Origin of the sequence: Pedobacter xixiisoli, assembly GCF_900215335.1 — a bacterium.
Lineage (GTDB): Bacteria > Bacteroidota > Bacteroidia > Sphingobacteriales > Sphingobacteriaceae > Pedobacter > Pedobacter xixiisoli.
Window position 1 is genome coordinate 265,172 of sequence record NZ_OCMT01000001.1, and the last position, 25,773, is coordinate 290,944.

The window sequence follows — 25,773 nt, forward strand, 5'->3', positions numbered from 1 at the left end:
CCAAACAACCAATAAACTAAAAATATTAATTTTGCAGCATGAATAGGATTGGAAAAGCTTTGTTGAATTACTTGATTAAGGGCCTGTTGATTGTAATGCCCATTGCCCTTAGTATTTTCATTGTAGTTTGGGCGGTGAGTACGGTAGATAGCTGGTTAAATATCAATAACATTCTAGGTGTAGACCCCAACACTGGCGAAAGTCGTAACATTCCAGGTTTAGGTTTGGTGTTGGTTTTAGCCATTATCCTTGCGGCAGGTATTTTCGTTACTTATTTCGTTACCGAGCCAATGTATAGTTGGTTTAGGCGCTGGTTAAATAAATTGCCGCTTTTCAATTTCATTTATACCTCTATTAAAGACCTTACGGAAGCTTTTGTTGGGGATGAAAAGAAGTTTAATCATCCAGTTATAGTAGAAACTGAGGGTGAGATGAAACGTATAGGTTTTTTAACGCAAAATGATTTGAGCAAACTAGGTATGATGGATGAGGCGATCGTCTATTTTCCATTTTCCTATTCGTTCGCAGGGCAAATCTATATCGTAAAGAAAGATAAAATTAAACCACTCAATATGAGTGCTGCTGATGCAATGAAATTGGTGGTGAGTGGTGGTGTTACCCACATTTAAATACCTCTCACTGCAACCATTATCGCAACGAAGGCAATAAATGCTACCAATATACGAGAAAAGAATTCTTTGATGTAGAGACCAGCAATTAATGCTAACTCATTTTCTAAGTTTTCGCCGCTAATTGTACCCGAACCAGAAGATGCCCTAAAGTGCATTTGTGTGTCTTTGTGATTACTTAAATTCCAGCTGCTCAACCAGCTATTGCTATAATTCCATGTAAAAGGAATTTGGTCTTTTAAGGCTATAATTGCTCTAAATTGCCAAAGATGAAAGGTAATCACCCCTAGTTCTACATTGTTGTCACCGTAAATTGTGGTCGTAATATCAGAAAAACCTTTACATCTGAAATGATAGTTTTTTTGCGACATGATACCAAATGCGTGATTATTCCAAGTGTCGAAAATAAGGTTGCCACAAACTTGTCCGTTACAAAATATCATGTAAGAACTATCAAATACTCCCTTTGTCCATGTAACTACCTTTTCCATGATGTAGGCTTTTCTGTTTAGATGAATTAAAGTCTCGTACGTTACATTAAAAAAATCTATAACCCTTACTTGACTTTGATATTACAGAACGTAGCATCTCTAAGGTTGTTTGGATTTCTATATATGTAATCAAATTTTTAGAAAAGCAATGCAATTACTACTGTGATTTGCAAGTCCCGTTTTTTGCTACATCAAACAAAAAAAGGAGTGCAAGAATAAACTCACACTCCCTCTTATTAAAAGTTAATTTCCTTAGAAATTCGGTTTTAGTACATATTTGTCGTAGAACCTAAAGATATGTTCAGCAGCTTCTTCTGCGGTATCTACCAATCTAAATAGGTTCAAATCTTCTGCATGGATGTTGTGTTCTTTCTCCAACATCGTGTTTTTGATCCAATCTACTAATCCTCCCCAATAATCGGAACCTACCAATACAATTGGGAAACGGGCAATTTTGCCAGTTTGGATTAACGTTAAAGCTTCAAATAACTCATCCATGGTTCCCATACCGCCAGGCAATACAATAAAACCTTGCGAATACTTCATGAACATTACCTTGCGTATAAAGAAATAATCGAAGGTTAACAAACGACTAGGTTCAATATACTTATTGTGGAATTGCTCAAAAGGCAAATCAATATTTAAACCAACGGATTTACCACCATTTAGGTGAGCCCCTTTGTTACCAGCTTCCATAATACCTGGACCACCGCCTGTAATTACGCCATACCCACGTTCGGTTAATAATTGTCCGCACTGTACAGCCAATTGATAATAAGGATTGGTTTCTGCTGTTCTAGCCGAACCAAAAATACTCACACAAGGACCAATTTTCGATAATTTTTCGAAACCATCCACAAATTCGGCCATGATTTTAAAAATCTGCCAGCTATCGGTTACTTTAATTTCTTGCCAATCCTTGTTGGCAAAGGCACTTCTTATCTTCTCTTCACTGTTCATAGACTAATATTAGGATTAAAATCTAGTTTGCTGGTCCGTTTTTTTCGAAATCAGCAATAATCCCATAAATGTAATGAATCCGTTTATTAAAATCAGTTCTACGCTAAAAACATATCCTCCTAAAAGCTCTTTTGAATTACTAGCAAAGAAATAACATATAATAGGAGATACGATGCAAACAATAGGAACAAGTTTATCATGTAAGCCACGAGATTTTACAAATAAACCGAACGAGTAAAGTCCTAATAATGGACCATAAGTGTAGGATGCGATTAAGAAAATTAAACTCACTACCGATGAACTATTCAGTGCGTTGATCACCAAGATTACGAAGAACATGATTAGCGAAAAAGCAACGTGAACTAGGTGTCTTTTCTTAACGGCGTCTGGTTTATTGGCATTTTCTTTTTTGCCCATACCTAAGAAATCCACACAGAAAGAAGTAGTTAAAGCAGTTAAAGCACTATCTGTAGTAGCAAAAGTTGCCGCGGTTAAACCCAACATAAATACAATTGCCGGAATGGTGGTTAAATGATTTAACGCGATTTCTGGGAATAAAAGGTCGGTTCGAGGATTACCCGTAACGTGGTCTAAAGGAATTTGTATGCCATTTTTTGTAGCGAAAATGTACAACAAAGCACCTACGCTTAAGAAGAAAATATTTAGCACTACAAATATCCCTGTAAAGGTAAACATGTTCTTTTGTGCTTCACCAATGGTTTTCATGCTCAGGTTTTTTTGCATCAAATCTTGGTCTAGCCCAGTCATAGCGATGGTTACGAAAATACCGCCGATAAATTGCTTACTGAAGTAAAACTTACTAGACAGGAAATCCTCAAAAAAGAATACTTTAGAATAGCTACTGCTTTTAATGGTTTCAAATGCTTGGGGAATGCTTAGGTTTAAGCTGTCGCAAATGAAATAAATGGTTAGAAACACAGAAAGCACTAAGAAAAACGTTTGAAGTGTATCGGTAATGATGATTGTTTTTAACCCTCCTTTAAAGGTGTACGACCAAATTAAACCTAAAGAAATCAATACCGTTACCCAAAATGGAATGTTATAACTATCGAAAATAAAACGTTGCAATACAATTACTACCAAATACAATCTAGTGGCCGAGCCTAAAGTTCTACTAATTAGGAAGATAAATGCTGCTGTTTTATAGCTGTAAAAGCCTAAACGTTGTTCAATATAACTATATATTGAGGTGAGGTTCATTCTATAATACAGTGGTAGCAGTACTGTGGCAATAATGATAAAACCAACTGCATTACCCAGTACAAACTGAAAATACTGGAATTGATTACCGCCAGGAGCACCAACTTCACCTGGAACTGATATGAAAGTAACACCAGATAAGGCAGTGCCGATCATGCCAAAAGCAACTAAATACCATTTTGAGTTCTTGTTTGCCAAGAAAAATGTCGAATTGTCGGATGAATTTTTTGAGGTCGCAAATGCGATGGTAATTAGAAGACCAAAGTAGCCCACTAAAAAGCATAATAGTAATGTAGAACTCATATATAATTTGATTAGTTGCTAAAAGTAGCAAAAACTTGCTAAAACTTGCAACTTGGTTTTTAAAAACAGCAAAAGTTAGTAAAAATAAATGGAGTTGAGTTTTAGCTTTGCCATAAACCTGCTCCGAGTCTAGCAATTAATTTGTAATTAATATGATAAGACCAGAAATAATCTGTGCATCTGTGGCAAATAACTAATAAATTTGTACCATGAATTTTTCTTCCAAGCTGCTAGAGGATGCGGTGAATGAGTTTGGTAAGTTACCTGGAATTGGTCAGAAGACGGCCTTACGCTTAGTATTGCATCTTTTGAACAAAGACCAAAGCGAAGTAGCGCAATTTGGAAACACCTTGATTAAACTAAAAAGCGAAATCAAAAATTGCGTGGTTTGCCATAATATTTCTGATTTTGATACCTGCAGTATTTGTGCGGCTGTCAAGAGAGAAAAAGAGATAATTTGCGTGGTAGAAGATACCCGCGATGTAATGGCTATCGAAAATACAAATCAATATTTTGGGGTTTACCATGTTTTGGGAGGATTAATTTCTCCAATGGATGGTGTTGGACCATCAGATTTAAATATTGAAACCTTGGTGGAACGAGTAAAAGAGGCTGACGTTAAAGAAATTATATTAGCTTTGAGTGCTAATATGGAAGGTGATACTACCTTATTCTATCTCCATAAAAAACTGAAAGATTTTAACATCCCTATTACCACTATTGCTAGAGGAATTGCCTTTGGCGGAGAATTGGAATATGCCGACGAAGTGACTTTAGGTAGGTCTATTGTTACCCGCGTACCTTATGAAAATACCTTAATGAAGTAAATTATGAGTTTGAAAGATAAAGTTGTTGTAATTACAGGGGCGTCTTCTGGCATTGGTAAAGCGTTGGCTGAAGAAATGGCCAAGCGTGGAGCCAACTTGGTATTGGGCGCTCGTCAATATGTAACGTTGTGCGAAATTACTGCAGAATTGCAGCAAAAATATAGTGTTAAGGCATTAGCTATCCAAGCTGATGTAACTAAAAAAGAAGATTGCAAATCATTAATTGACCAAGCTACGTTAACTTTTGGGAAGATAGATATCCTGATTAATAACGCTGGTTTATCTATGCGTGCCTTATTTAATGATGTAGATTTAGCAGTACTTAAAAACCTGATGGATGTGAATTTTTGGGGAACAGTATATTGCACTAAATATGCTTTGCCAGAAATTTTAAAAACTGGTGGAAGTGTGGTAGCAGTTTCTTCTATTGCAGGCTATCGTGGTTTGCCGGGGCGCACAGGCTATTCGTCTTCTAAATTTGCCATGAACGGATTTATGGAGTGTCTACGTACTGAACTGCTAAGAACTGGCGTTCATGTAATGGTGGCTTGCCCAGGTTTTACCACATCAAACATCCGAGTTGCAGCATTGTCTCAAGACGGTAACGCACACGGAGAGACCAGTATGGAAGAGGGTAAGATGATGAGTGCCGAAGAAGTGGCACAACGTATTTGCGACGGCATTGAACAGCGAAAAAGAACGTTGGTAATGACTCGTCAGGGCAAATTAGCAGTTTGGGTAAATAAATTATTTCCGGCATTTGCCGATAAAAAGGTATTCGAACTTTTTACGAAAGAAAAGAATCCACTGATAAAATAATGAAGATAAAAAAGTACAAGACATCCATTTTTGCTTTGCTTGGAGTTTTGTTCCTAAATCAGTTTTTCTTGCTTCAAGCTTTTGGTCAGCAGTTACCCAAAACGTTGAATAACAGTAAGGATTACATCAATATCATTAAATACTATCGATACCTCAATCCCGATTCGGCTTTGTTTTACGTGAATGAAGGATTAAAACGAGCGCAAGAAGAGGGAGATGAACTGGGGAAAGCAGCTTTGCTAAACCAATTTGGGATGATTGAAGATAATGCGACGAGATATAGGGAATCGAGGGAAAAGTATTTGCAAGCAGAGGCAATTTATCGCGAGCAGGGAGATGACATAGGTTTGGCTGCCACTATCGTAAGGTTAGGAGTGGTAGAAAAACGTAAGGGAAACTATGATAAGGCACTTGCTTATTTCATGGATGCATTGAGTATTAGTGAAAAAAACAAGCACAAATTAGGAATGCTTGAGGGGCGTGTAGTGTTTGCCGAAACCTATTACAATTTGGGAGAGTACGAAAATGCACTCAGTAACCTTCGTATTGCGGAAGAAATAGACAAGCAAATTCCGTTATCCAATCTGTCTCTAAATATGTATATCAATTTCGGTTATGTGTACACGCAAAAAGGTGAGTATGCAAAAGCCATTGAATATGTCGAAAAAGGATTATCAAAAAGTAATAAGGTTGAGTATAATGGCTTAAAAATAAGTTTGTTGTTGCAATTAGGTACTGTTTATTTTAGAAGTGGTAAGCAAGAGCAATCTATCAAGATTTTTAAGGAAGCTTTGGCTTTTACTCGAAAAATAAAAAATGTACTTCGTGAGCAGTTTACACTCGTAGAACTTTCACAAGTGTATGTGAAGAAGCAACCAGATAGTGCGCTATTTTATCTTTCACAGGCCTTAAAAATTGCTGAAGAGCATAAAATGTATCGGCAACAAATTGCTGCTTTAGATAAGATTGGAGATTTATATAAGGCCAAAGGTAATTTAGCAAAAGCACTTTCTTCTAGGGAAAAACGCAATGAAATTGCCGAACAATTTTTTTATAAAGATATGGCTAAGCAGGTTGCTAGCCTAGAAAGTGCTTATGAATTAGAGAAATCAAAGGCTCAACTTAACGAGCTGACGGTAGAGAGTAAAGAGCAACAGATTGTTTCTTACATCATTTTATCTGTTGCTGTGGGTACTTTTTTAGTGCTCATTATTACACTGGTTTACTATTTTCGTTCTAAACATCTCAATAAATTATTAAGAAAAGCAAATCTCGAATTAGAAGAAAGTAACGATATTAAGGACAAGTTTTTTTCTATCATTGCTCACGACATTCGTTCTCCGCTGGTTTCTACTATCAGTATTTTGGGCTTGATAAATGATAAGGAATTAGATGAACGTACCCAGCACGAGCTTGTGAATAAGTTAATGTTGCACTGCGATAGTAGTTTAGAAATTTTGGATAAGCTGCTGAAATGGGGACAGATGCAAATCAAAGGGGTACGATTAAATACTTCAGAGTTTAATCCAATGCCGAATATTATTAGAAATTTGGCCTTATTACAGGAAGCTGCTGAGCAAAAGAATATTGCTATAGATGTTGATATTCCAGAAGATATTACCCTTTACGCCGATGCCGACCATTTTGATTTTGTAATTAGAAATTTAACTGCCAATGCTATAAAATTTACAAAGGAAAATGGCGAAGTAAAGTTAAAAGCAGAAGCTTTAGGAAAAAATAAAATCAAGTTTGAAGTGAAGGATAATGGCGTGGGTATTAGTCAAGCGAGAATTGAAAAGCTGTTTGAACTGTCTGCAACGGGAACTAAAGGTACTAAAGCAGAGGAAGGAACAAGCTTGGGGCTTATTATTTGTAGAGAGTTCGTAATCGCCAATGAAGGCGAGTTAAATGTAGAAAGTGTAGTAGGAAAGGGGGCAACGTTTTCTTTTACTATGAAAGGTTTTATAAAAAAGATTGCATAAAAAATAACATCGGTGTTGCATTTAAAGAAAAACAATCACATATTTGCTTACAGAATGAGACAAGTAAACGTAAATACAATTTGGTGGTGGCATAACGCAATAGCGTGATGTAACCTTTTGTACGTTTATTTTTTAATAAGAATATTTTGAAAGGTTGCTGATGAGGCAACCTTTTTTTGTTATACAACGATGAAGCCGAATCAACTTGTTTGAGAAGCTCTCATCAACCGTAAAGAATAATAGATGAAAAAAATACTTAACCATTTATTTGAAAATAAAACTTTTAGTAGAGCTGAAGCCCAAAAAATATTAACTTCAATTGCTTTGGGAGAGTTTAACCATTCGCAGATAGCTGCTTTTATTACGGCTTATGGCATGAGAAATATCACCGTTGAGGAACTCCAAGGTTTTCGCGATGCGATGTTGGATTTATGCCTAAAGGTGGATTTCTCAGACTTTGAATTGATAGATCTTTGCGGAACTGGTGGCGATGGAAAAGATACCTTCAATATTTCTACTTTGGCCTCATTTGTAGTGGCCGGTGCCGGACATCAAGTGGCGAAACACGGTAATTATGGGGTATCTTCTGGCTGTGGTTCTAGTAACGTAATGGAGTATTTGGGCTATTCGTTCACTAACCAAGAAAATGAACTGAAACGCAGTTTAGATAAAGCGGGAATTTGCTTCATCCATGCACCTTTGTTCAATCCGGCGATGAAAACCGTAGCACCCATCCGAAGGGAATTGGGCGTAAAAACTTTCTTCAACATGTTGGGGCCAATGTGTAATCCGGCGAAGCCGAAAAACCAAATGGTAGGTGTGTTTAGTTTAGAATTGGCTCGTATTTATGCTTACTTATATCAACAAACAGATAAAAACTATAGTATTGTTCACGCAGTAGATGGTTTTGATGAAGTTTCGTTAACCTGTGATTTTAAAACCTTCACTAAAAAAGGAGAAGCTTTATTGAAAGTGGCTGACTTAGGTTTCGAGCAATTGGAAGAGAAACAAATTCAAGGGGGAGATACCATTGAATCGTCTGCCAAAATATTTATGGATGTTTTAGAAGGAAATGCTACTGATGCACAGACAAATGTTGTGCTATGCAACGCAGCATTGGCAATTCAAACTATTAAGCAAGATAAAGCTTTTGCAGATTGTTATTATGAAGCGGAAGAATCGTTGTTAAGTAAAAAGGCATTGGGAAGCTTTAGGAAATTAGTTAACGGATAAATTAATTACCACCTTAGAAACCTAAGTACATCTTAGTTACTAAGCGCTTAAGTGACCTGAGATGTCTAAGGTGGTTAAAAATTGATATGAAACCAAAAATCAAAGTTTGTGGAATGAAATATGCGGCTAACATTGCTGCCGTAGCCGATTTACAGCCCAATTATTTGGGGTTTATCTTCTATGAGAAATCGCCGAGATACATTAGTGAAGTTTCTGCCGAACTGATTAAATACGTACCGCAAGAAATTAAAACTGTTGGTGTTTTTGTAGATGAAGATTTGGAAACTGTAAAAGCTTTAGTTACTAAACACAATCTAAAAGCGGTGCAGCTGCATGGAAAAGAAGATGTATCCTATTGTAAAGAAATGAAGCAAATAGGCGTGGAGGTGATCAAAGCTTTTGGCATCCATCCAGATTTTGATTTTAGTGCGTTGGAAGATTACGGATCTGAGGTAGATTATTTTCTGTTCGATACACAAACGCCAGCGCATGGCGGCTCAGGTAAAGTTTTCGATTGGACATTGCTTAATAACTATCAACTGAGCAAACCTTACTTTTTGAGTGGTGGAATAGATTTAGGGCATGTTGAACAAATTAAAGCGATTAAAGACGAACGATTATACGCTATAGATATCAATAGCAAATTTGAGCAAGAGCCTGGATTGAAAGATATAGCTAGATTGAAGGAATTTTTTAAAGAATTGAATTCATTACCGTTGGTTTAAACCAACGGCAAAAAAAATAAAACATGAATTATTTTGTAGACAAAAGAGGTTATTATGGTGATTTTGGAGGTGCTTACATCCCCGAAATGCTGTACCCAAACGTAGAAGAACTGCGCCAAAAATATCAATCGGTAATTGATGACGAACAATTCCAGCAAGAGTTTAAAGCTTTATTAAAGGATTATGTTGGAAGACCTTCGCCATTGTATTTGGCTAAAAGATTGTCGGAAAAGTACGGTGCAAATATTTTCTTAAAAAGAGAAGACTTAAACCATACTGGAGCGCATAAAATTAACAACACTATTGGTCAGATTTTATTGGCAGAAAAGTTAGGCAAAAAACGTATCATCGCGGAAACTGGTGCTGGGCAACATGGTGTAGCAACGGCTACAGTTTGTGCTTTGCGTGGTTTAGAATGTGTGGTTTATATGGGCGAAGTAGATATCAAACGTCAAGCCCCGAATGTGGCCCGCATGAAAATGTTGGGTGCCAAGGTAGTCCCAGCTACTTCAGGTAGTAAAACTTTGAAAGATGCAACTAATGAAGCCATGAGAGATTGGATTGCGAATCCTGTAGATACACATTACATCATTGGTTCTGTAGTTGGTCCACATCCTTATCCGGATATGGTGGCTCAATTTCAATCTATTATCTCTTTCGAAACTAAAAAGCAACTGCAAGAACAAACTGGTAGCGAACTGGCTGATTATGTATTGGCTTGTGTAGGCGGTGGTAGCAATGCCATGGGCATGTTCTATCATTTTATTGATGATGAAAGTGTAAAATTGATTGCTGTGGAAGCTGCAGGTAAAGGTGTAGATAGCGGATTTTCTGCAGCGACGACTACCTTAGGCAAAGAAGGGGTGTTGCATGGTAGCAGAAGTATTTTGATGCAAACCGAAGATGGACAGGTGGTGGAACCACATTCGGTTTCAGCTGGATTGGATTACCCTGGAATCGGTCCACAACATGCCCATTTATTTAAAACTGGCAGAGGATTGTACGCTTCTATCACAGATGACGAAGCTTTGCAGGCAGGTTTGCTTTTAACGCAGTACGAGGGAATTATTCCGGCAATTGAAAGTGCACACGCTTTAGCTTACCTTGAAAAAATGGAATTTAAAGGCGGAGAGAATGTAGTGGTTTGTCTTTCGGGCAGGGGCGATAAGGATATGGAAACGTATATGAAATATTTTAATTTATAAAGCAATATCGTCATTGCGAGGCACGAAGCAATCTCTATCGCTTCAAGATTGCTTCGTGCCTCGCAATGACGGCAAAGAAATGTCATGAACAGACTTCAACAATTATTTGAAAAAGAACAGAAAGGTTTGCTTTCTATCTATTATACAGCGGGGTATCCAAACTTAGGTGATACCTTAAAAATTGCAGAAACATTAGAACAATCTGGTGCTGACTTTCTGGAAATTGGTTTTCCCTATTCGGACCCCGTAGCTGACGGACCAGTAATACAAGCTAGCAGTAAAAAAGCTTTAGATAGCGGGATGACTTTGCCAATTTTATTTGAGAAGCTCAAAGATTTACGCCAAAAAGTAAGTATTCCAATTTTATTAATGGGCTACGTAAATGTGGTGCTGCAATATGGTGTAGAAGAATTTTGTAAAAGATGCCAAGAAGTAGGCATAGATGGTTGTATCATTCCGGATTTACCGATGTACGAATATGAGGAAATGTACCAAACTAGCTTTAAAAAGTACGGCATAAGTAATATCTTTTTGGTGACACCTCAAACTTCAGAAGAGCGTATCCGTAAGATTGACGGATTGAGTAATGCTTTTATTTATTTGGTATCTTCTGCGGCAACAACTGGTGGTAATCTATCAGTTTCTGAGAGCTCTGCAGCGTATTTCAAACGCATAGCGGATATGAAATTGAAAAACCCATTTGTGATAGGGTTTGGTATTTCGAATAGAGAAACATTTGACGCCGCTAATGAATACGCAAGTGGTGCTATTATTGGTAGTGCTTTCGTTAAAAATATCGATAGAAATAATTTAGAGGGAAGTATTAAGACTTTTATGAAGCAATTTAGATCCTAATACTTTATTAGACCTATAAGGTTTTTGAAACCTTATAGGTTTGATGTAATCTTTATTTCTTTCGACTCGATACTACGAAGCAATCCTTTTTACAATGTCTACTGTCATTCCGAGGAACGAGAAATCTATTTAACTATGATTTATAACCGACTCCTAGTACCTCGGAATGACAAAGTTGTGTAATGCTGCTAGTCGGCAATGCAAATCCAGAGCAGATGTTAGCAAGGTCAATTTTCATTGATATAATCTACCGCTTCTTGCTGAGTTAGCACAGCAAAATCCTTGTATCTTTCATGAACATCAATAATTTCAGCATGGCTTTTTCGACTAGATCTTTATTTTTACAAGTTTTAAGGTGAGCAATTACCGTAGCCAAACATCCTTTTTTATAAGCGATTTTACCTATGACATGAACTAAAGTGCTACTTACTCGTTTAGTAGGGTCGTTTTCTAATTGTTGTAACAAAGGCAAGATCTCCTGAGGATATTTTCTGCCACGCAACTCAATACCGTGACAAATTTCTCTTCTAATTTCTTTATCTGGATGATGTAAATAAGTTGCTACCCAGGTCAATACCGGTGTTGGATTTACTGCTCCCATCTTTTTAACTGAACCAATCACTGCATTTCTTGCCGAGTGATGAGCATCCAGTAAACCGTTATCGAAGAAATGTTGGACCACTTCAAAGTTCTTTTTGCCAATTTCTCCGGCGGCATTGATTACCGTTTGTTATACTGTAAAATCATCATGTTTCCATAGCTTTTCTATTAAAGAAATAATAGCTGCCAATAAATTCTGATTTGATTGAAAAATTTTTCCAATAGCTATGTAGGTCGTTTTTCTGATGTAAGTGTCTTCATCTGAAAAATAGGAAAGTAGGAGGGTAGTCTTTCCATTGGTTAATTCTTCTAGGATGATTCTGTTAATATCAGCAACGAGTTGATTCCTTTCATCTTTAGGTAGATCGTAGAATGCCATTTCAGTTGAATTAGTATTCCCTAGCTCTAATTTCTTTCAGTTTAGTATCAACGCTGTCCACATAGAGCTCCATTTTAGCGTAGTACTTTTCCGTCTTTTCGTCTAGTGCTTTATAGATGAGTTCATAATATTTTTTGTTAAGGACGCAGTATTCTTGACAGAGATTTATGGTGGTTTTCATTTCTATTGTAAGCTCCATGTTTTTTTTGCTCTCTTCTAATACTTCCCAGCTTCTGTTCCAGTAATAAATTCCAATATCCTTAAGATCTGATAAGGATTTTTGCTTGCCAGCTTCGGTAGTGTCTAATGGGAAAATACCCTGTGCCATGTTAGACATGGAAGAGAAGTCGATCATCATAGCTTCATAAGCTTTGGACTGTGGAGTGTTGGCTGCTAGAGTTTTAGCTACAACAGTATCCTTTGCTTTTTTAAACTTGTGGTAATATTTACTAATTACCAAAGATGAGGCAATAACGATAATACAAACAGGTATGGCGATGGCAATTATTACCGTCGTAGATTTAGATTTTAGAGGCATAAAAAGATGGTTAGTTGTTTTGTTTTTCCCATTCCTCTTTAAAGACACGAAGCCAATAGTGAGGGGTTTTATCATAGTTAAAGGTTTCTATTACTTGCAGACCACATTTTTGTAATATGTTTTTTGAAGCAATGTTGTCTACATCACAAATACCATAAACTACTTCTAATTTTAGTGTTTCGAAAGCATATTTTAAACAAGCCTTTGCGGTTTCTGTCGCTACGCCCTTTCCCCAATATTTTTCTATTAATCGATAACCTAAATCGTGATAATTAACATGATTATTGGTTAATTCCGTAATCAACTTAAAGCCGGTCCATCCCACAAAATTACCAGTCGACTTTTCGATGATTGCCCATCGGCCAATGCATAAATCCTCGTATTGTTTTTGAATTAGTCGAATTGTATTTTCAGCTTCCGCAAAGGTTTTTATGGGATGGTTTCCTAAATAAGTATGCACGTTGGTGTTGCTATCCAATTCGAATATTCCCGCTGCATCTTCAGCTACTAAAGGTCTAATGTAAAAGCGTTCGGTTTCAATAATAATCTGAGCCATATGAAGAGCTATGTATTTCTTTAAAAATAATTAAAACCACAAATACACGTCGTTGTAGTTGCATTATCTATGTTTCTATGTGGTGCCAATTTTAACTTTATTGTTTACTGATTTTAAAAAGAAAAATCCAGCCAATCCCGAAAATACAGAGGTGCAAAGAATGGCAAATTTTGCGGTAACAATATGTTTAGGATTAGAAAATGAAAGTATAGAAATGAAAATGGACATGGTAAATCCAATCCCAGCTAGCATACCTACTCCAATGACATGTTTCCAGTTTGCTGCGGTAGGTAGCTTAGCCAATTTTAGTTTTACGGCGATGAAAGAAAGCAAGCTCACACCGATAGTTTTTCCTGCAAAAAGTCCTAAGATAATACCTAAAGCCAAAGGCGAAATTAAACCTGAAATCATTCCTTTTTCAAAAGTGATATTGGTATTTGCTAATGCGAAAAGTGGCATGATGAAGAAGTTGACAGGTTTAGTTAAAGCATGTTCTAGATTCTCTAATGGAGATACTTTGCCATTTTCTCCAATAGGGATAGTAAAAGCTAATAGCACACCTGCAATAGTAGCGTGAATACCCGAATGATGCATGAAATACCAAAGGAAAACTCCAGGTACTAAATAAAGCCAAAGTGATTTGATTTTGAAATAATTCAAAGTGAAAAGTGCAGCTACACTGGCCGCTGCTATATATAATTCTTGCCAATGTATTTGTTCACTATAAAACACGGCAATCACCAAAATAGCTCCTAAATCATCAGCGATGGCTAGAGCAGCTAAAAATATTTTTAAGGATGATGGGACGTTTTTACCTAGCATTGCAATAATAGCCAGTGCAAAGGCAATATCTGTTGCCATGGGAATTCCCAAGCCTCCTGCTGTATCGGTTCCTTTGTTAATGATAAAATAAATCCCGGCTGGAACAAGCATGCCACCTACAGCTGCCAAAACGGGTAAACTAGCTTTTTGTATGCTTGAAAGTTCTCCACCAATTAATTCTCTCTTGATTTCAAGCCCTACCAAAAGAAAAATACAGCCATTAAGCCGTCGTTTATCCATAAAGAAATGCTGTAATTAATCCATGTGCTGCCTATATTAAAACCAATGTTGTAATTCAGTAACTGCTCAAATGGTTTTGCCGCATTAGAATTTGCAATAACTAAAGAAATGATCACACAAATCATCAATAGAATTCCGCCTGTTTTTTCAGAGTTAAAGAAGTTCTTGAATATAGTGGAATTGATTTTCTGAGCCATATCGCTAAATTAAATAATTATTCAACAAAAAAGGCTTTTGGTTAGTTCCAAAAGCCTTTTTAATCAATTGTTAAATTACTTATTGTTTAATGAATTTGGCTTTGTGTTGCTGTCCGTCAACTGTTAATTGTAGGATATAAACGCCGGTAGTAAGTTGGTTTATTTTGCTGTTCAGTTTTTGATTTAACGAACTAATAGAACCAGTTTCTCTTAAAATTACTTTGCCATCTATTGCACTAACCAACATCTGCACAGCGGCACTTTCTGTTGCCAAGCTGAATGCCGTTTTGTTGATAACTGGGTTAGGGTAAATTTTAAGGACATTTTCTTTCAAGTTGGCAAACTTTACAGATTTAATTTCCGAATAAGAATATTTACCATTGAAATCTGTTTGTTTCAATCTGTAGTAATTTGTTCCATTAATCGGATTTTCATCAACTACGTTGTAATTTCTAACTTCTTCACTGTTGCCAGCACCTTTTACAGTTTTAATCGTTATGAAGTTTACACCATCTGTCGAGCGTCCAACCGTAAAGTAATCATTGTTGGTTTCGGTAAGCGTGGTCCATTTAATATTAGTAACGTTACCATTTGCTGTAGCGTCAAAGTTTTCTAATTTTATTGGAAGTGTACCTACTGGAAAACTAAACCTCGAATACACTGCTAAGTGGTCGGAAGTGTTAGAACTATAACCAGAGATATAATCTCTTGCATCTTCTATTGCTGTAGAATTAGCAGCATAAAATGCATTCAGTTCATTTGAAACAATAATATTATCAATCATGCTTGGGTTGGTACTGCCAACATAAGTTCCTTTGCTTGCTTGCAGAAGTGGTAAGGTTAAGGCAGTATAGCCATTACTTGTGAACACTCCAAATGGAGAAGTTTGTCCAGAAGCGATAGACCCTAATACTAAGTCGTTGTAATCGCCAACAATTGCGTTGTTTTCTCCAGGATATTGTGCTGCTAAAGAATCTCTAAGCACTTGTACGTCAAATTTCCTTCTATTATAATCAGCGGGTGTGCTACCAGATTTTGCATGGATAACCACCACGTTTACTTTTTTCTTTAAGCCATCTAAAGTAGTTACGTTAAATGTTCCTATAAAAGGTAAACGTCCAGATGACCAGAAACTATCGCTAATTGTGTTTGTATTACCAGCTACTGCATCTTTGTATAAACCTACAAACATTGCTCTAAAACCAACGGTATCAACTGTTGCAGAGTTGTAAATGAAACCAATTTTTTGGGCAGGGAAAGGGTCTGTACTATTATTCGGTTTAATTGAATAAGAATAAACCTGAGATATTTTCTTTTTGTAGGTGTTTGGTAAAGTCGCTAACAATTCGTCAACTGCATTTTCATCAGAAATCTCCTGAATTCCAATTACATCTGGTAACATCTTTGCGTAAACAATAGATGCATTGCTGATTTGCTGGGTTCTATTGGCAGGTCCATAATTTGGAATTGTAGTTCCATTTCCGAAAAATTCCATATTCCAGGTAGCCAAATCAAATGTGTTTGCTTTTAAAAGTGAGCTTCCCTTTAATTGTGGTCCGTTTGCATTAAGTCCGGTACCCGAGAAAGTTAAAGTGGTGGTAATTTGAGCTGCTGCGCTCGATGGTTTAAATCTAGCATAAACAGTTTTTGCACTTACGGCATCTGCTTGTGGTACAACAATACTAGCTTGAAAAGTATTGTCATCTAACGAAAGCTCAAAATCACCTGTAGCGTTAATGGTAATGTCGCCATAGCCGGAAGAAGTAAAAGTAAATGATTCGCTTGGCGATAATGCTCCAATATTAGTTTCTGCGAAGCTGATGGTGTTTGTAGGTATGCTTGAAGTAGCCGTTTGATTAGTTAATGAAAAATCATCAATTCTCCACTCTGCTGCGTTTGAATTACTTGCAGTTTCTGTAACGTATCTAAAAGCGATATAAGTAGCTGCGGTTTTATAAGCAGATAAATCTAGGTTGTTTGATTTTGTCCAAGTACCCGTAGTGGTAGGTAGTCCTGGAGAAGTAATCTCTGTCCAATCAGCTAAGTTGATAGTTCCAGAACCATTGTAAGTAGTTGATACATATACTTTGATATCTGGTCCAGTAAACCATTTTCTAGTCCAGAAATTAACAATAGGAAAGTTGGCGAATGAAGTTAAGTTCATTTTTGGACTGATTAACCAGTCATCACTTGGTTGGTTACCATCTCCATCAGTTTCAGTTTCGCTATACCCATTCATGTAAGCTGCACCGACCGAACGTGCGTTAGAAGTAGTGTGTTCCCATGTTTTTACTGAGCCTTTTACACTTACTGGTTTCCAATAAGAAGTATTCAAGTAATTTGCATCGTCAAAATTTTGAGTATAATCTGCAGTGATTTGAAAATTAGGATCTAAGCCAACACCAGTTAAGGCAACATTGGTTGCGGTTGACGTGCCACCTCCAGTGATGGCGATGATGCCATTTGTTGTAACAACCGTTGTTGGACTATACTTTACATAAATAGTAGTGTTGCTCGAATTTAAATCAGCTTGGGTATAGCTTAAAGATTGCTCAAAGGTGCCTCCGCTTGTTTTCGAAATGCTGAAAGGAGCAGAAGTAACAACAGATGTGTTTACATTGGTAAGATTTGAATAGTTTAAAACAAAGCTTCTTTCTGAAGAAACTGTGTTAATGTTTTGCCCTCCAAATGAGATAGAAGTGGGATCTGCCGAAAATTCTGGATCAGTAGGGTTAGGAGTTATGCTAAAATTATCAATTCCCATACCGTCATCGGCACCAGTAGCATCAAAATCTGAAAATCTAATCCAAAAAGTTGCATCAGCAGGAATATTTAATCCAGTTATGGTATAAGATATATTTGAACTATGTATCACAGATCCGTTAGCCGTAGCGGTTTGAGCAGTGTTTTCATAGTCAAGCTGGCTAACTGCAGTATAAGTTCCTGCATTTAAAGCTGTAGCATTTGTACTATAAGCAAATTCAATTTTATCACTTCTGTTAGCATTTCCTACTCTCCACGTTTTACCGATGTAAGAAATTTTAAGTTTGGTAATTGCTGTTCCAGTTTCATTTTTAAATGAAGCACCAATGGTAGTTGTTAATGTACCGCTTCTTAGCATGCCAAAAGTTCGCTCCGAAGAACCAGTAGCGCCAAAACTATAAGTATCAGCAGTATTACTACTACCAGTTCCAGCAGTATAAATAGAATTTAAATTTGCGCTCGTACCAGTTTCTAAAAACGTCCACCCGGTAGGTAACGCTGTACCAGTACCACTTAAAGCTAATGTATTAAAATCTTCTACCTTTGCTGTCCCTGCTGTAGATAGTATTACTTGGCAATTCCCATCTAAATATGCGAAGCCAATAAGTAGTAAAATAGAGAGTAAAAGTTTCTTCATATCTTTCTTTTTAAACAAATAAGTTGTAAAGCTACGAAGAGAATTTTTGCGTTTATGTTAAATTAATATTAACAAATAATCTAATTTTCAACAATTACTATAAATAGTCCTCAATATCTCCTTTTCCCTCGCGAATCACCTCGAAATCACCACTGGTACAGTCAATAACAGTAGAGGCTTCATTATCGCCATAACCACCATCAATCACTAAATCTACCAAGTCTTCGTATTTTTCGTGTATTAATTCTGGGTCGGTAGAATACTCAATTACTTCATCATCATCCTTAATAGAAGTAGAGATAATTGGATTGCCCAAAGCTGCTACAATTTGACGAGCGACATTATTGTCGGGCACACGAATACCAACCGTTTTTTTATTAGAACTTAGCAGTTTTGGAACATTATTATTCGCATTAAAAATAAACGTGAAAGGCCCAGGTAAAGCTTTTTTGAGTACTCTAAAAACAGTAGTGTCTATAGGTTTGATGTAATCGGAGATATGTCTTAAATCAGAACAGATAAAAGAAAAATTAGCTTTTTCAGGTTTAATGCCCCTAATTTTACAGATTTTCTCGATAGCCTTATGGTTGGTAATATCACAACCTAAACCATATACCGTATCTGTAGGGTAAATGATAAGTCCACCTTTTTTAAGTACTTCCACGGCTTGTTCTATCGCCTTGGGATTTGGGTTTTCCGGATATATTCTGATAAGCATTTGTAAAAATAACAAAATGATGCGGTACTTGTTTCGGTATCGACCTTTATATTGTTACTTTAGCAAAAAACGAACAAAATAGCCATCTTAAATAACTTGTTTTACTTAAAATGAGAGTAAAAGTTATAAAAATGGCAAAACATTAATTTAATTGAGATGAGAAAAGCATTTGTTGCAATTGCAGCCTTTTTGGTAGCATTTACGGTAATGTTGGGACTTTACCATCCATTTTTATGGTGGACATTTTTATTTACCGGTCCGATAGTGTTGTTGGGTATTTATGACATGGTTCAGCCTAAGCGAAGCATTGTGCGTAATTATCCAGTAGTTGGTCGTCTGCGCTACTTTATGGAGCACATGAGACCAAAAGTTTACCAATATTTTGTAGAAAGTGATACTAATGGAACGCCTTATAATAGGCTAAATCGTTCATTGATTTATCAACGAGCGAAAAAAGAATTAGATACTATTCCATTTGGTACGCAATTAAATGTTTACGAAAATGGATATGAGTGGTTAAGTCATAGCATCATGGCAATAAGCCATCACGACTTAAATTTGAAGCCTAGAATTTTAGTGGGTGGTCCAGATTGTAAACAGCCTTATTCATCTAGTGTGTACAATATTTCTGCGATGAGTTTTGGCTCTTTAAGTCAAAATGCCGTGTTGGCACTTAACGGTGGAGCAAAATTGGGAGAATTTGCACACAACACAGGGGAAGGCGGAATTAGCGATTATCACAGAGAATTGGGAGGCGATTTAATCTGGCAAATTGGTACAGGCTATTTCGGGTGTAGAAATCTGGATGGTACCTTTAATGGAGAGGCCTTTGGTGAGCGTGCTCAAACCGAACAGGTGAAAATGATTGAAATCAAGCTCTCTCAAGGAGCTAAACCAGGTCACGGTGGTATGTTGCCAGGAAAAAAAGTAACACCAGAAGTAGCTCGTATTCGTTTGGTGCCAGAAGGAAAAGACGTGCTATCGCCGCCAGCACATTCTGCTTTCTCCACGCCAATAGAATTAATGGGCTTTGTTAAGAAATTGAGAGATTTAGCTGGCGGAAAACCAGTAGGATTTAAGTTGTGTATTGGTCGTAAAAGTGAATTCTTTGCGATTTGCAAAGCGATGGTAGAAACTGGTATTTATCCTGATTTTATAACTGTGGATGGGGGAGAAGGTGGTACTGGTGCAGCACCTCAAGAGTTTTCTAACTCCGTAGGTATGCCGTTGAGAGATGGCGTGGCATTTGTTTACGATGTTTTGGTAGGGTTCGATTTGAAAAAGCACATTAAAATTATTGCTTCTGGAAAAGTGTCTACAGGTTTTGATATCGTAAAAAACATAGCTCTGGGAGCGGATATGTGCAGTGCTGCCAGAGGAATGATGTTTGCTTTGGGTTGTATCCAAGCTTTAGAATGTAATAGCAATACCTGTCCAACAGGTGTGGCAACACAAGACCAAAGCTTAATGAAAGGTTTAGTGGTTGAGGATAAGAAAGTAAGAGTGAAGAACTTCCACAATCAAACGGTGGCTAGTGCTGTGGAACTATTGGGTGCGGCTGGACTTAAAGAGTTTAGCCAGTTAACTAGGGCATATATTAATAGAAGGGTGAGCCCTAATGTGATACAAAATTACAGAGAAACCTATCCGTATCTTCCAACAGGTTCGTTATTGAAAACACCTTATCCGTCTCGTTTCGAATTGGGAATGGCTTTAAGTGCATCGGAAACTTTCTTACCTACAGATTATAAAGTAACTGAGGTTGACTATCAAATGGCTAATCCTTATCATGAGTAATTTTTTAGATAAGAAACTTCGTAAGTCTGTATTTAACGATAAAGAAAATAAAAAGCCACTTAAAATTTAAGTGGCTTTGTTATATAAAGGATCTTTTTCCTTAATCTTTTATCCTTGCTCCAAATTAAAATTCAGCGCTCTTAGGGAAACGAGGGAAAGCAATTACGTCGCGGATATTGGTCATGCCAGTTACGAACAACACTAAACGCTCAAAGCCTAAACCAAAACCTGCATGTGGCGCAGAACCGAAACGACGAGTATCTAAATACCACCATAATTCTTCCTGAGGTACACTCATTTCGTCCATACGTTGTTTCAATACATCCATACGTTCTTCACGTTGCGAACCGCCAATCATCTCGCCAATACCTGGAAACAAGATATCCATTGCGGCAACAGTTTTGCCATCGTCATTTAAACGCATGTAAAACGATTTGATGTCTTTCGGGTAATCTGTTAATATCACTGGTCGTTTGAAGTGTTTTTCTACCAAGTAACGTTCGTGTTCGCTTTGTAAATCAGCTCCCCAGCTGTCAATCAGATATTTGAACTGTTTTTTCTGATTCGGTTTTGATGATTTTAAAATATCAATGGCTTCTGTATAAGTCAAGCGTTGAAAATCGTTTGCTAAACAGAAATCTAATTTTTCTAATAAGGTAAATTCGCTACGTTCGTTTTGAGGTTTTTGTTTTTCTTCCTCAGCTAAACGGTTGTTTAAAAACTCTAATTCCTCTTTGCAGTTTTCTTTAGCGTAGCTGATGACGTATTTCATCATATCCTCTGCCAATTCCATATTATTTTCTAAATCTGCAAAAGCAACTTCAGGCTCAATCATCCAAAACTCTGCCAAGTGGCGAGTAGTGTTTGAGTTTTCTGCTCTAAAAGTAGGTCCAAATGTGTAGATATGTCCAAAAGCCATTGCCGCTAACTCGCCTTCTAGCTGACCAGAAACGGTTAGGTTAGTCGCACGACCGAAGAAATCTTCTGAGAAATCTACTTTACCATCTTCAGTACGAGGTGTATTTTCGAAATCTAACGTAGTTACTTTAAACATTTCACCAGCCCCTTCCGCATCACTAGCCGTAATTACGGGAGTATGCATATATACAAATCCTCTTTCGTTGTAAAACTGATGGATCGCAAAAGACAAAGCGTGACGTACTTTGAAAACTGCATTAAAAGTGTTTGTTCTGAAACGCAAGTGCGCAATTTCTCTTAAAAACTCTAAGCTATGTTTTTTAGGTTGTAGAGGGAATTTCTCAGGATCGCTATCACCCAAAATTTCAACCTTTGTAGCTTTAATTTCTACGGTTTGTCCTTTTCCTAAAGATTCGATTAAAGTTCCGGTAGCTTTAATTGCGGCTCCAGTGGTAATTCTCTTCAACAAATTCTCAGGCGTATTATTAAAATCAACTACCACTTGGATGTTGCCCATGCAAGATCCGTCGTTTAACGCAATAAACTGATTATTACGGAAGGTTCTTACCCATCCCATAACCGTTACTTCAGTGTTAAAATCTGTAGATTTTAATAAGTCCTTAATTTGTTGTCTCTTAATCATATTGAGTTTATTATAAAAGCTGCAAAAATAAAGATTTGTTGCTTAATTTTAGGTATTTATGTAGGTTAATTTTAAATGAATTTTACCTTTCTTTCATTGAATATGGTTATGTTTGCTTTAATCTTATTCTAAATACGTAGTGGCAAATTTACGTTCGTGGCTCAGTGCTAATCATATTATCGGTAATCCTAATAAGTTTTCACTCGAAGAAAGAATATTCAATAGCTTTTGCGTAATCGCTGCAATAGCCTTATTCCTAGAAATTTTCTTTAACTATTACATCGGATTAAAGATAGTTGCACTTATTTGCTTGTTTGGAGCTAGTTTTTCTGCTATTCTTTATTATTTGTCTCGATTTAGGAGAAATACTACAATAGCCATTAGTTGTCTTGGAGTAGTTGCTAATTTTACCTTTTTGCTAAATTACTTTTACAATTCGGGTATTTACGGTCCGAATATGTTGCTGTTCTGTTTGATACTGCTCATTACTATTGTTGTAGTTCCCAAAAAACAGTTGTTTTTGTGGATAGGCTTAAATATGTTTACGGTTTTTGGTGTGTTGATTTTTGAATATCTATATCCAGAACATATTCCTAATGTTTATGCAGATAATTTAACAAAAACAATAGATTTTGCTGTTACCTATGGAGTGGCGGCGTTATTGATTTGCTTAAGTATTAGTTTTATAAGGAATAATTATGATAGAGAGCGTATAGCTGTATCTCAAAAAAACTTAGAGATAGAAGAGCAGAGCTTTCAAATTATGGAGCAAAATAGTGCGCTAGAAAAATTGAATTCGGAAAAAGCTAAGCTGTTTTCTATTGTGGCACACGATATTAGGTCGCCTTTAAGTTCTATTTTAGGTTATTTGGAAATTTTGGCAGAGACTGATATGACCGAAAAAGAGGATGTACAGATTAAGCAACGTTTGCTGCATGTTACTAAAGATACTTCTGAGATGTTGACGAATGTGTTGTCTTGGTCGAAATCTCAGTTAGATGGAGCTAGGGTAGATATTGTGAAAGTGGATGTAGCTCTTGAATTAAAAAAAGGTTTAAGTCTTGAGAAAAATATAGCTTGTAAAAAAGATATAGACTTAGAGTTTGATTTGGACGATGGTGTTTTTGTGGCAGCAGACTTGAATATGTTTCTCATTGTAGTTCGTAACTTAGTTAATAATGCCATTAAGTTTACTCCGGAAGGAGGTAGGGTGTTGTTGTCGCTAAGTGTTAATGAAGAAGAATGTTTGATTAAGGTTAAGGACAATGGTTTGGGTATCAGCGAGAGTCATCAGGCTGATTTGTTTAAGCTAAAAGCGCTTTCTACTTTTGGTACCAATAATGAAAAAGGTGTTGGTCTAGGGCTTTTGCTCTGTAAAGATTTTACTGAATTGCAGAATGGTAAAATTTGGTACGAGCCCAATGTTGATAAAGGAAGTACCTTTGTTGTTTCCTTTAATCTCTATAGGTTATCTGAAGGCAAGTAGATAACAAACGCATCCGTTTCGGTTTCTATTCTGCCTCCATGCATTTCTATTAATGTTTTCGAAATTGTTAAAGCTGTGCTTTGGTGGTCATCATGTTCCTTTGATGAAGAAATTTCTATGATAGCCTGTTTGTCTTTGCTAAAAGATTTAATTGTTATAGCGGTGTTTTCAGAAGAATGGGTTTTGCTGATTAATAAAATAATAGCTTCTTTTAGGCGGTTGTAGTCAGCGTAGATATTCTTCTCGATTTGGTTTGTCGTAGTGATGTTGATGTTGCGTATAGTGCTTTTGACATCATTTAGGAGCTCGTTTAAATTGGTTTCGTTAATAACTAGCTTAAAATTATTGTCTTCTGCTGGAAAAGCAGATTTAAGTTTTTCTAAATTTGAAAACAGTCGTTGATTGGCTTTCTCTAGTTTTTCGCAAAAATTAAGCACCATTTTTGGGTCGTCTGCCTTTCGCTTTAATAATTCTGAAGTAAGAGAGATGGAAGTTAATGGATTTTTAAGGTCGTGTATTGATTTGTGCATGAAATCCGTAAAAACTTGTTGCAGCCTTTGATTTTCTTGCTGTTTTTCTATGGCGTCTGCTATACTTCTGGCAAAATCTTCAAGTATGGAGATTTCTTTAGTAGATAGGTCGCGTTCGTTTTCGTCTAATAATAGTATGAGACCTGATATGTTTTTTGTGGAAGAAATTAGTGGTAAGCTAGTGTATGATTTAATTTCCGACGGCAGTCCTTTGAAAGGGTGCCTATTTGATGTGCGTACCTTATTTTCTGATTTGTTGTAGATTGATGTTTCCTCTCTGTAATCGAAATCAACAGGTATTGTTTGATTGTTCGGATAGTAGTACGCTTCGTCGTTATCTAGCCATATTATTTGTGTATGAGTGAAGCTGAATGTTCTGTCTAATAAAATTTTTATAAGACTTAAAGATTTTGTTAGTGATTTATCAGTTGTGACCTGCATGTATGTTGTTAGTCTGTTTTTGTGTTGTACAAATATACATTATTGAAAATTGTCTTTATTTTTAGGTGTTTTTGTGTTATTTGTATGTTTTTTATGTTTTTTGTCTAATTATTTTTTTGTTTTTTATCTTTTTGTATGTTTTTTTGTTGTTGTTATTGTTTTTTAGTTGTTATTTTTTTGTTTGTGTATTGTTTTTGTGTTTTTTATTTTATTATTTTTTGTGTTTTTGTGATTTTTTATATTTTTTTTGAATTAAATATTCAAAATAGTTTTGTTTTTAAAAATTAACGTCTATATTTGTTGTGTTCATACAAAAAAGTACATTTATATTTGGTTTGATTAAAGCTCTGGTTGGATGGCCAGAGCTTTTTCATAAAAACATAAAAACTTTTGATAAAAAATTTAAACTAAACCTAAACAACCTATATAAAGCCAGTCAATTTTGATTGGCTTTTGTTATTTACGACCTTAGTATGTGTGTTATTGCTAATTATGCTCGCCGTCATTGCCGGCTCGACTGGCAATCATAATGCACTAAACATAAATAAGGTTTGTTGGTTAACCTTTTTTTGCTGTTAAAATAGTATGTACTTCAATTTTATTTTCAGATCTTTTGAAATCTACTTTGAAAATATGTTCAACTTTAAAGCCGTTTGCTCGAAGCAAGTCTTTTAAAGTTTCCAATTCGTGGTAGTTGAAATAAACACTGTCTCCATTCTTGTTTGTCATCAACCCAGATTGCAAGGGCAAACCTTCTACAAAACTGATGTAGATCATCCCTCCGCTATTTAATAATTGTTCGGCGTTTGAGATGAACTTTTCAGTTTCTAAAGAAGAGAAGTAGGGGATGCAAAAACCAGCAATAATGCCATCAAATTTGCTTTCAAGTTCGTTTATTTTTCTAGCATCCATTACTGAAAAGCTTGCCTTTGGATTATTCTTTTCCGCTAAAGATATCATGTTTGGTGCAAGATCTATCCCATAGATTTTAAAGTCTGGTCTTTTTTGAAGTAGGTATTTAGTAATATTTCCAGGACCACAACCAATTTCTAGCAGCTTGGCATTTTCCTTTTTAATTGCTTTGCAAATGAAGTCATAGGTTTCATTGTACAAATCCAGTTTCATGAATTTGTCATTGTAGATTTTGGCGACTTTGTTCCAGGTGTTTAAGTTGTGCTGGTTGTGATTCATGAAATTAAATCTACAGAAAACTCGTTCATTTTTATAATGAAAGAAATTTATAGTGGGACTTTGTCAA

At 36.3% G+C, this 25,773-nt stretch carries 22 protein-coding genes and 1 pseudogene; 10 read left to right on the plus strand and 13 right to left on the minus strand.

From position 1 onward, the window contains the following. Positions 1-38 precede the first annotated feature (38 nt). The gene (locus CRO54_RS01170) at positions 39-629 is read left to right on the plus strand and encodes a DUF502 domain-containing protein (protein ID WP_097127738.1); all 591 of its coding nucleotides are present in this window, start codon (positions 39-41) and stop codon (positions 627-629) included. On the opposite strand, the gene CRO54_RS01175 is transcribed toward CRO54_RS01170, so the two are convergent. From CRO54_RS01175 to CRO54_RS01185, 3 genes are all read right to left on the minus strand, one after another. Beyond that, positions 626-1,120, minus strand: coding sequence for a hypothetical protein (locus tag CRO54_RS01175; RefSeq protein ID WP_097127741.1), 495 nt, complete (start codon positions 1,118-1,120; stop codon positions 626-628). The genes CRO54_RS01170 and CRO54_RS01175 overlap by 4 nt on opposite strands. A 252-nt stretch (positions 1,121-1,372) precedes the next feature. After that, a complete protein-coding gene (locus tag CRO54_RS01180; protein WP_097127744.1) occupies positions 1,373-2,080 on the minus strand; it encodes an LOG family protein in 708 nt (235 codons plus the stop codon). 15 nt (positions 2,081-2,095) lie between these two features. Then, positions 2,096-3,604, minus strand: a complete 1,509-nt coding sequence (locus CRO54_RS01185) for a sodium:solute symporter (RefSeq protein ID WP_097127746.1) — start codon at positions 3,602-3,604, stop codon at positions 2,096-2,098. A gap of 209 nt (positions 3,605-3,813) precedes the next feature. Between CRO54_RS01185 and recR the strand changes: the two genes are divergently transcribed. The 7 genes from recR to trpA all read left to right on the plus strand — a co-directional run bounded on the left by recR (position 3,814) and on the right by trpA (position 11,250). Then, the gene (gene recR / locus CRO54_RS01190) at positions 3,814-4,431 is read left to right on the plus strand and encodes a recombination mediator RecR (RefSeq protein ID WP_097127749.1); all 618 of its coding nucleotides are present in this window, start codon (positions 3,814-3,816) and stop codon (positions 4,429-4,431) included. A gap of 3 nt (positions 4,432-4,434) precedes the next feature. Then, positions 4,435-5,250 (plus strand): SDR family oxidoreductase, encoded by an 816-nt coding sequence (locus CRO54_RS01195; protein ID WP_097127752.1) that lies wholly within the window; start codon positions 4,435-4,437, stop codon positions 5,248-5,250. Next, on the plus strand, positions 5,250-7,232 hold the full coding sequence (locus CRO54_RS01200) for a tetratricopeptide repeat-containing sensor histidine kinase (protein ID WP_097127754.1): 1,983 nt from the start codon (positions 5,250-5,252) through the stop codon (positions 7,230-7,232). Before CRO54_RS01195 ends, CRO54_RS01200 begins: the two co-directional genes overlap by 1 nt. Before the next feature lie 243 nt (positions 7,233-7,475). Next, positions 7,476-8,465, plus strand: a complete 990-nt coding sequence (trpD, locus tag CRO54_RS01205) for an anthranilate phosphoribosyltransferase (protein WP_097127756.1) — start codon at positions 7,476-7,478, stop codon at positions 8,463-8,465. An 86-nt stretch (positions 8,466-8,551) separates the two neighbouring features. After that, positions 8,552-9,190, plus strand: a complete 639-nt coding sequence (locus CRO54_RS01210; protein ID WP_205943929.1) for a phosphoribosylanthranilate isomerase — start codon at positions 8,552-8,554, stop codon at positions 9,188-9,190. A gap of 23 nt (positions 9,191-9,213) precedes the next feature. Beyond that, on the plus strand, positions 9,214-10,395 hold the full coding sequence (trpB, locus tag CRO54_RS01215) for a tryptophan synthase subunit beta (RefSeq protein WP_097127759.1): 1,182 nt from the start codon (positions 9,214-9,216) through the stop codon (positions 10,393-10,395). A gap of 84 nt (positions 10,396-10,479) precedes the next feature. Further along, the gene (gene trpA, locus CRO54_RS01220) at positions 10,480-11,250 is read left to right on the plus strand and encodes a tryptophan synthase subunit alpha (RefSeq protein ID WP_097127762.1); all 771 of its coding nucleotides are present in this window, start codon (positions 10,480-10,482) and stop codon (positions 11,248-11,250) included. 265 nt (positions 11,251-11,515) lie between these two features. Here trpA and CRO54_RS21400 read toward each other — a convergent pair whose 3' ends face one another. The 7 genes and pseudogenes from CRO54_RS21400 to CRO54_RS01250 all read right to left on the minus strand — a co-directional run bounded on the left by CRO54_RS21400 (position 11,516) and on the right by CRO54_RS01250 (position 18,700). After that, positions 11,516-11,932, minus strand: coding sequence for a HEAT repeat domain-containing protein (locus CRO54_RS21400; RefSeq protein WP_240774985.1), 417 nt, complete (start codon positions 11,930-11,932; stop codon positions 11,516-11,518). Between the two features lie 48 nt (positions 11,933-11,980). Next, positions 11,981-12,229 (minus strand): hypothetical protein, encoded by a 249-nt coding sequence (locus tag CRO54_RS21405; protein WP_240774986.1) that lies wholly within the window; start codon positions 12,227-12,229, stop codon positions 11,981-11,983. A gap of 10 nt (positions 12,230-12,239) precedes the next feature. Further along, entirely contained in the window at positions 12,240-12,767 is a 528-nt protein-coding gene (locus CRO54_RS01230; RefSeq protein ID WP_138765722.1) for a hypothetical protein, read from the minus strand. 10 nt (positions 12,768-12,777) lie between these two features. Continuing rightward, positions 12,778-13,323: a GNAT family N-acetyltransferase gene (locus CRO54_RS01235; RefSeq protein WP_097127766.1), complete on the minus strand. Its 546-nt coding sequence runs from the start codon at positions 13,321-13,323 to the stop codon at positions 12,778-12,780. A gap of 75 nt (positions 13,324-13,398) precedes the next feature. Further along, positions 13,399-14,582: pseudogene (gene nhaA, locus CRO54_RS01240) on the minus strand (Na+/H+ antiporter NhaA). Positions 14,583-14,661: 79 nt separating this feature from the next. Continuing rightward, positions 14,662-17,982 carry a T9SS type A sorting domain-containing protein gene (locus CRO54_RS01245; RefSeq protein WP_097127768.1) on the minus strand — a complete coding sequence of 1,107 codons (3,321 nt, stop codon included), beginning with the start codon at positions 17,980-17,982 and terminating at the stop codon, positions 14,662-14,664. A 97-nt stretch (positions 17,983-18,079) separates the two neighbouring features. Then, positions 18,080-18,700, minus strand: a complete 621-nt coding sequence (locus CRO54_RS01250) for an L-threonylcarbamoyladenylate synthase (RefSeq protein ID WP_097127771.1) — start codon at positions 18,698-18,700, stop codon at positions 18,080-18,082. 156 nt (positions 18,701-18,856) lie between these two features. Between CRO54_RS01250 and CRO54_RS01255 the strand changes: the two genes are divergently transcribed. Next, positions 18,857-20,497 carry an FMN-binding glutamate synthase family protein gene (locus CRO54_RS01255; RefSeq protein ID WP_097127773.1) on the plus strand — a complete coding sequence of 547 codons (1,641 nt, stop codon included), beginning with the start codon at positions 18,857-18,859 and terminating at the stop codon, positions 20,495-20,497. A 124-nt stretch (positions 20,498-20,621) separates the two neighbouring features. Here CRO54_RS01255 and asnS read toward each other — a convergent pair whose 3' ends face one another. Further along, positions 20,622-22,058, minus strand: a complete 1,437-nt coding sequence (gene asnS / locus CRO54_RS01260; protein WP_097127775.1) for an asparagine--tRNA ligase — start codon at positions 22,056-22,058, stop codon at positions 20,622-20,624. Between the two features lie 415 nt (positions 22,059-22,473). Between asnS and CRO54_RS01265 the strand changes: the two genes are divergently transcribed. Further along, on the plus strand, positions 22,474-23,544 hold the full coding sequence (locus tag CRO54_RS01265; RefSeq protein WP_144371934.1) for a sensor histidine kinase: 1,071 nt from the start codon (positions 22,474-22,476) through the stop codon (positions 23,542-23,544). Here the strand turns inward: CRO54_RS01265 and CRO54_RS01270 are convergent. Together CRO54_RS01270 and CRO54_RS01275 are read right to left on the minus strand one after the other, a co-directional pair. After that, a complete protein-coding gene (locus tag CRO54_RS01270) occupies positions 23,520-24,515 on the minus strand; it encodes a GAF domain-containing sensor histidine kinase (protein ID WP_097127779.1) in 996 nt (331 codons plus the stop codon). The genes CRO54_RS01265 and CRO54_RS01270 overlap by 25 nt on opposite strands. Before the next feature lie 558 nt (positions 24,516-25,073). Then, complete coding sequence (locus CRO54_RS01275) at positions 25,074-25,706, minus strand: class I SAM-dependent DNA methyltransferase (RefSeq protein WP_097127781.1); 633 nt, start codon at positions 25,704-25,706, stop codon at positions 25,074-25,076. Between the last annotated feature and the right edge of the window lie 67 nt (positions 25,707-25,773).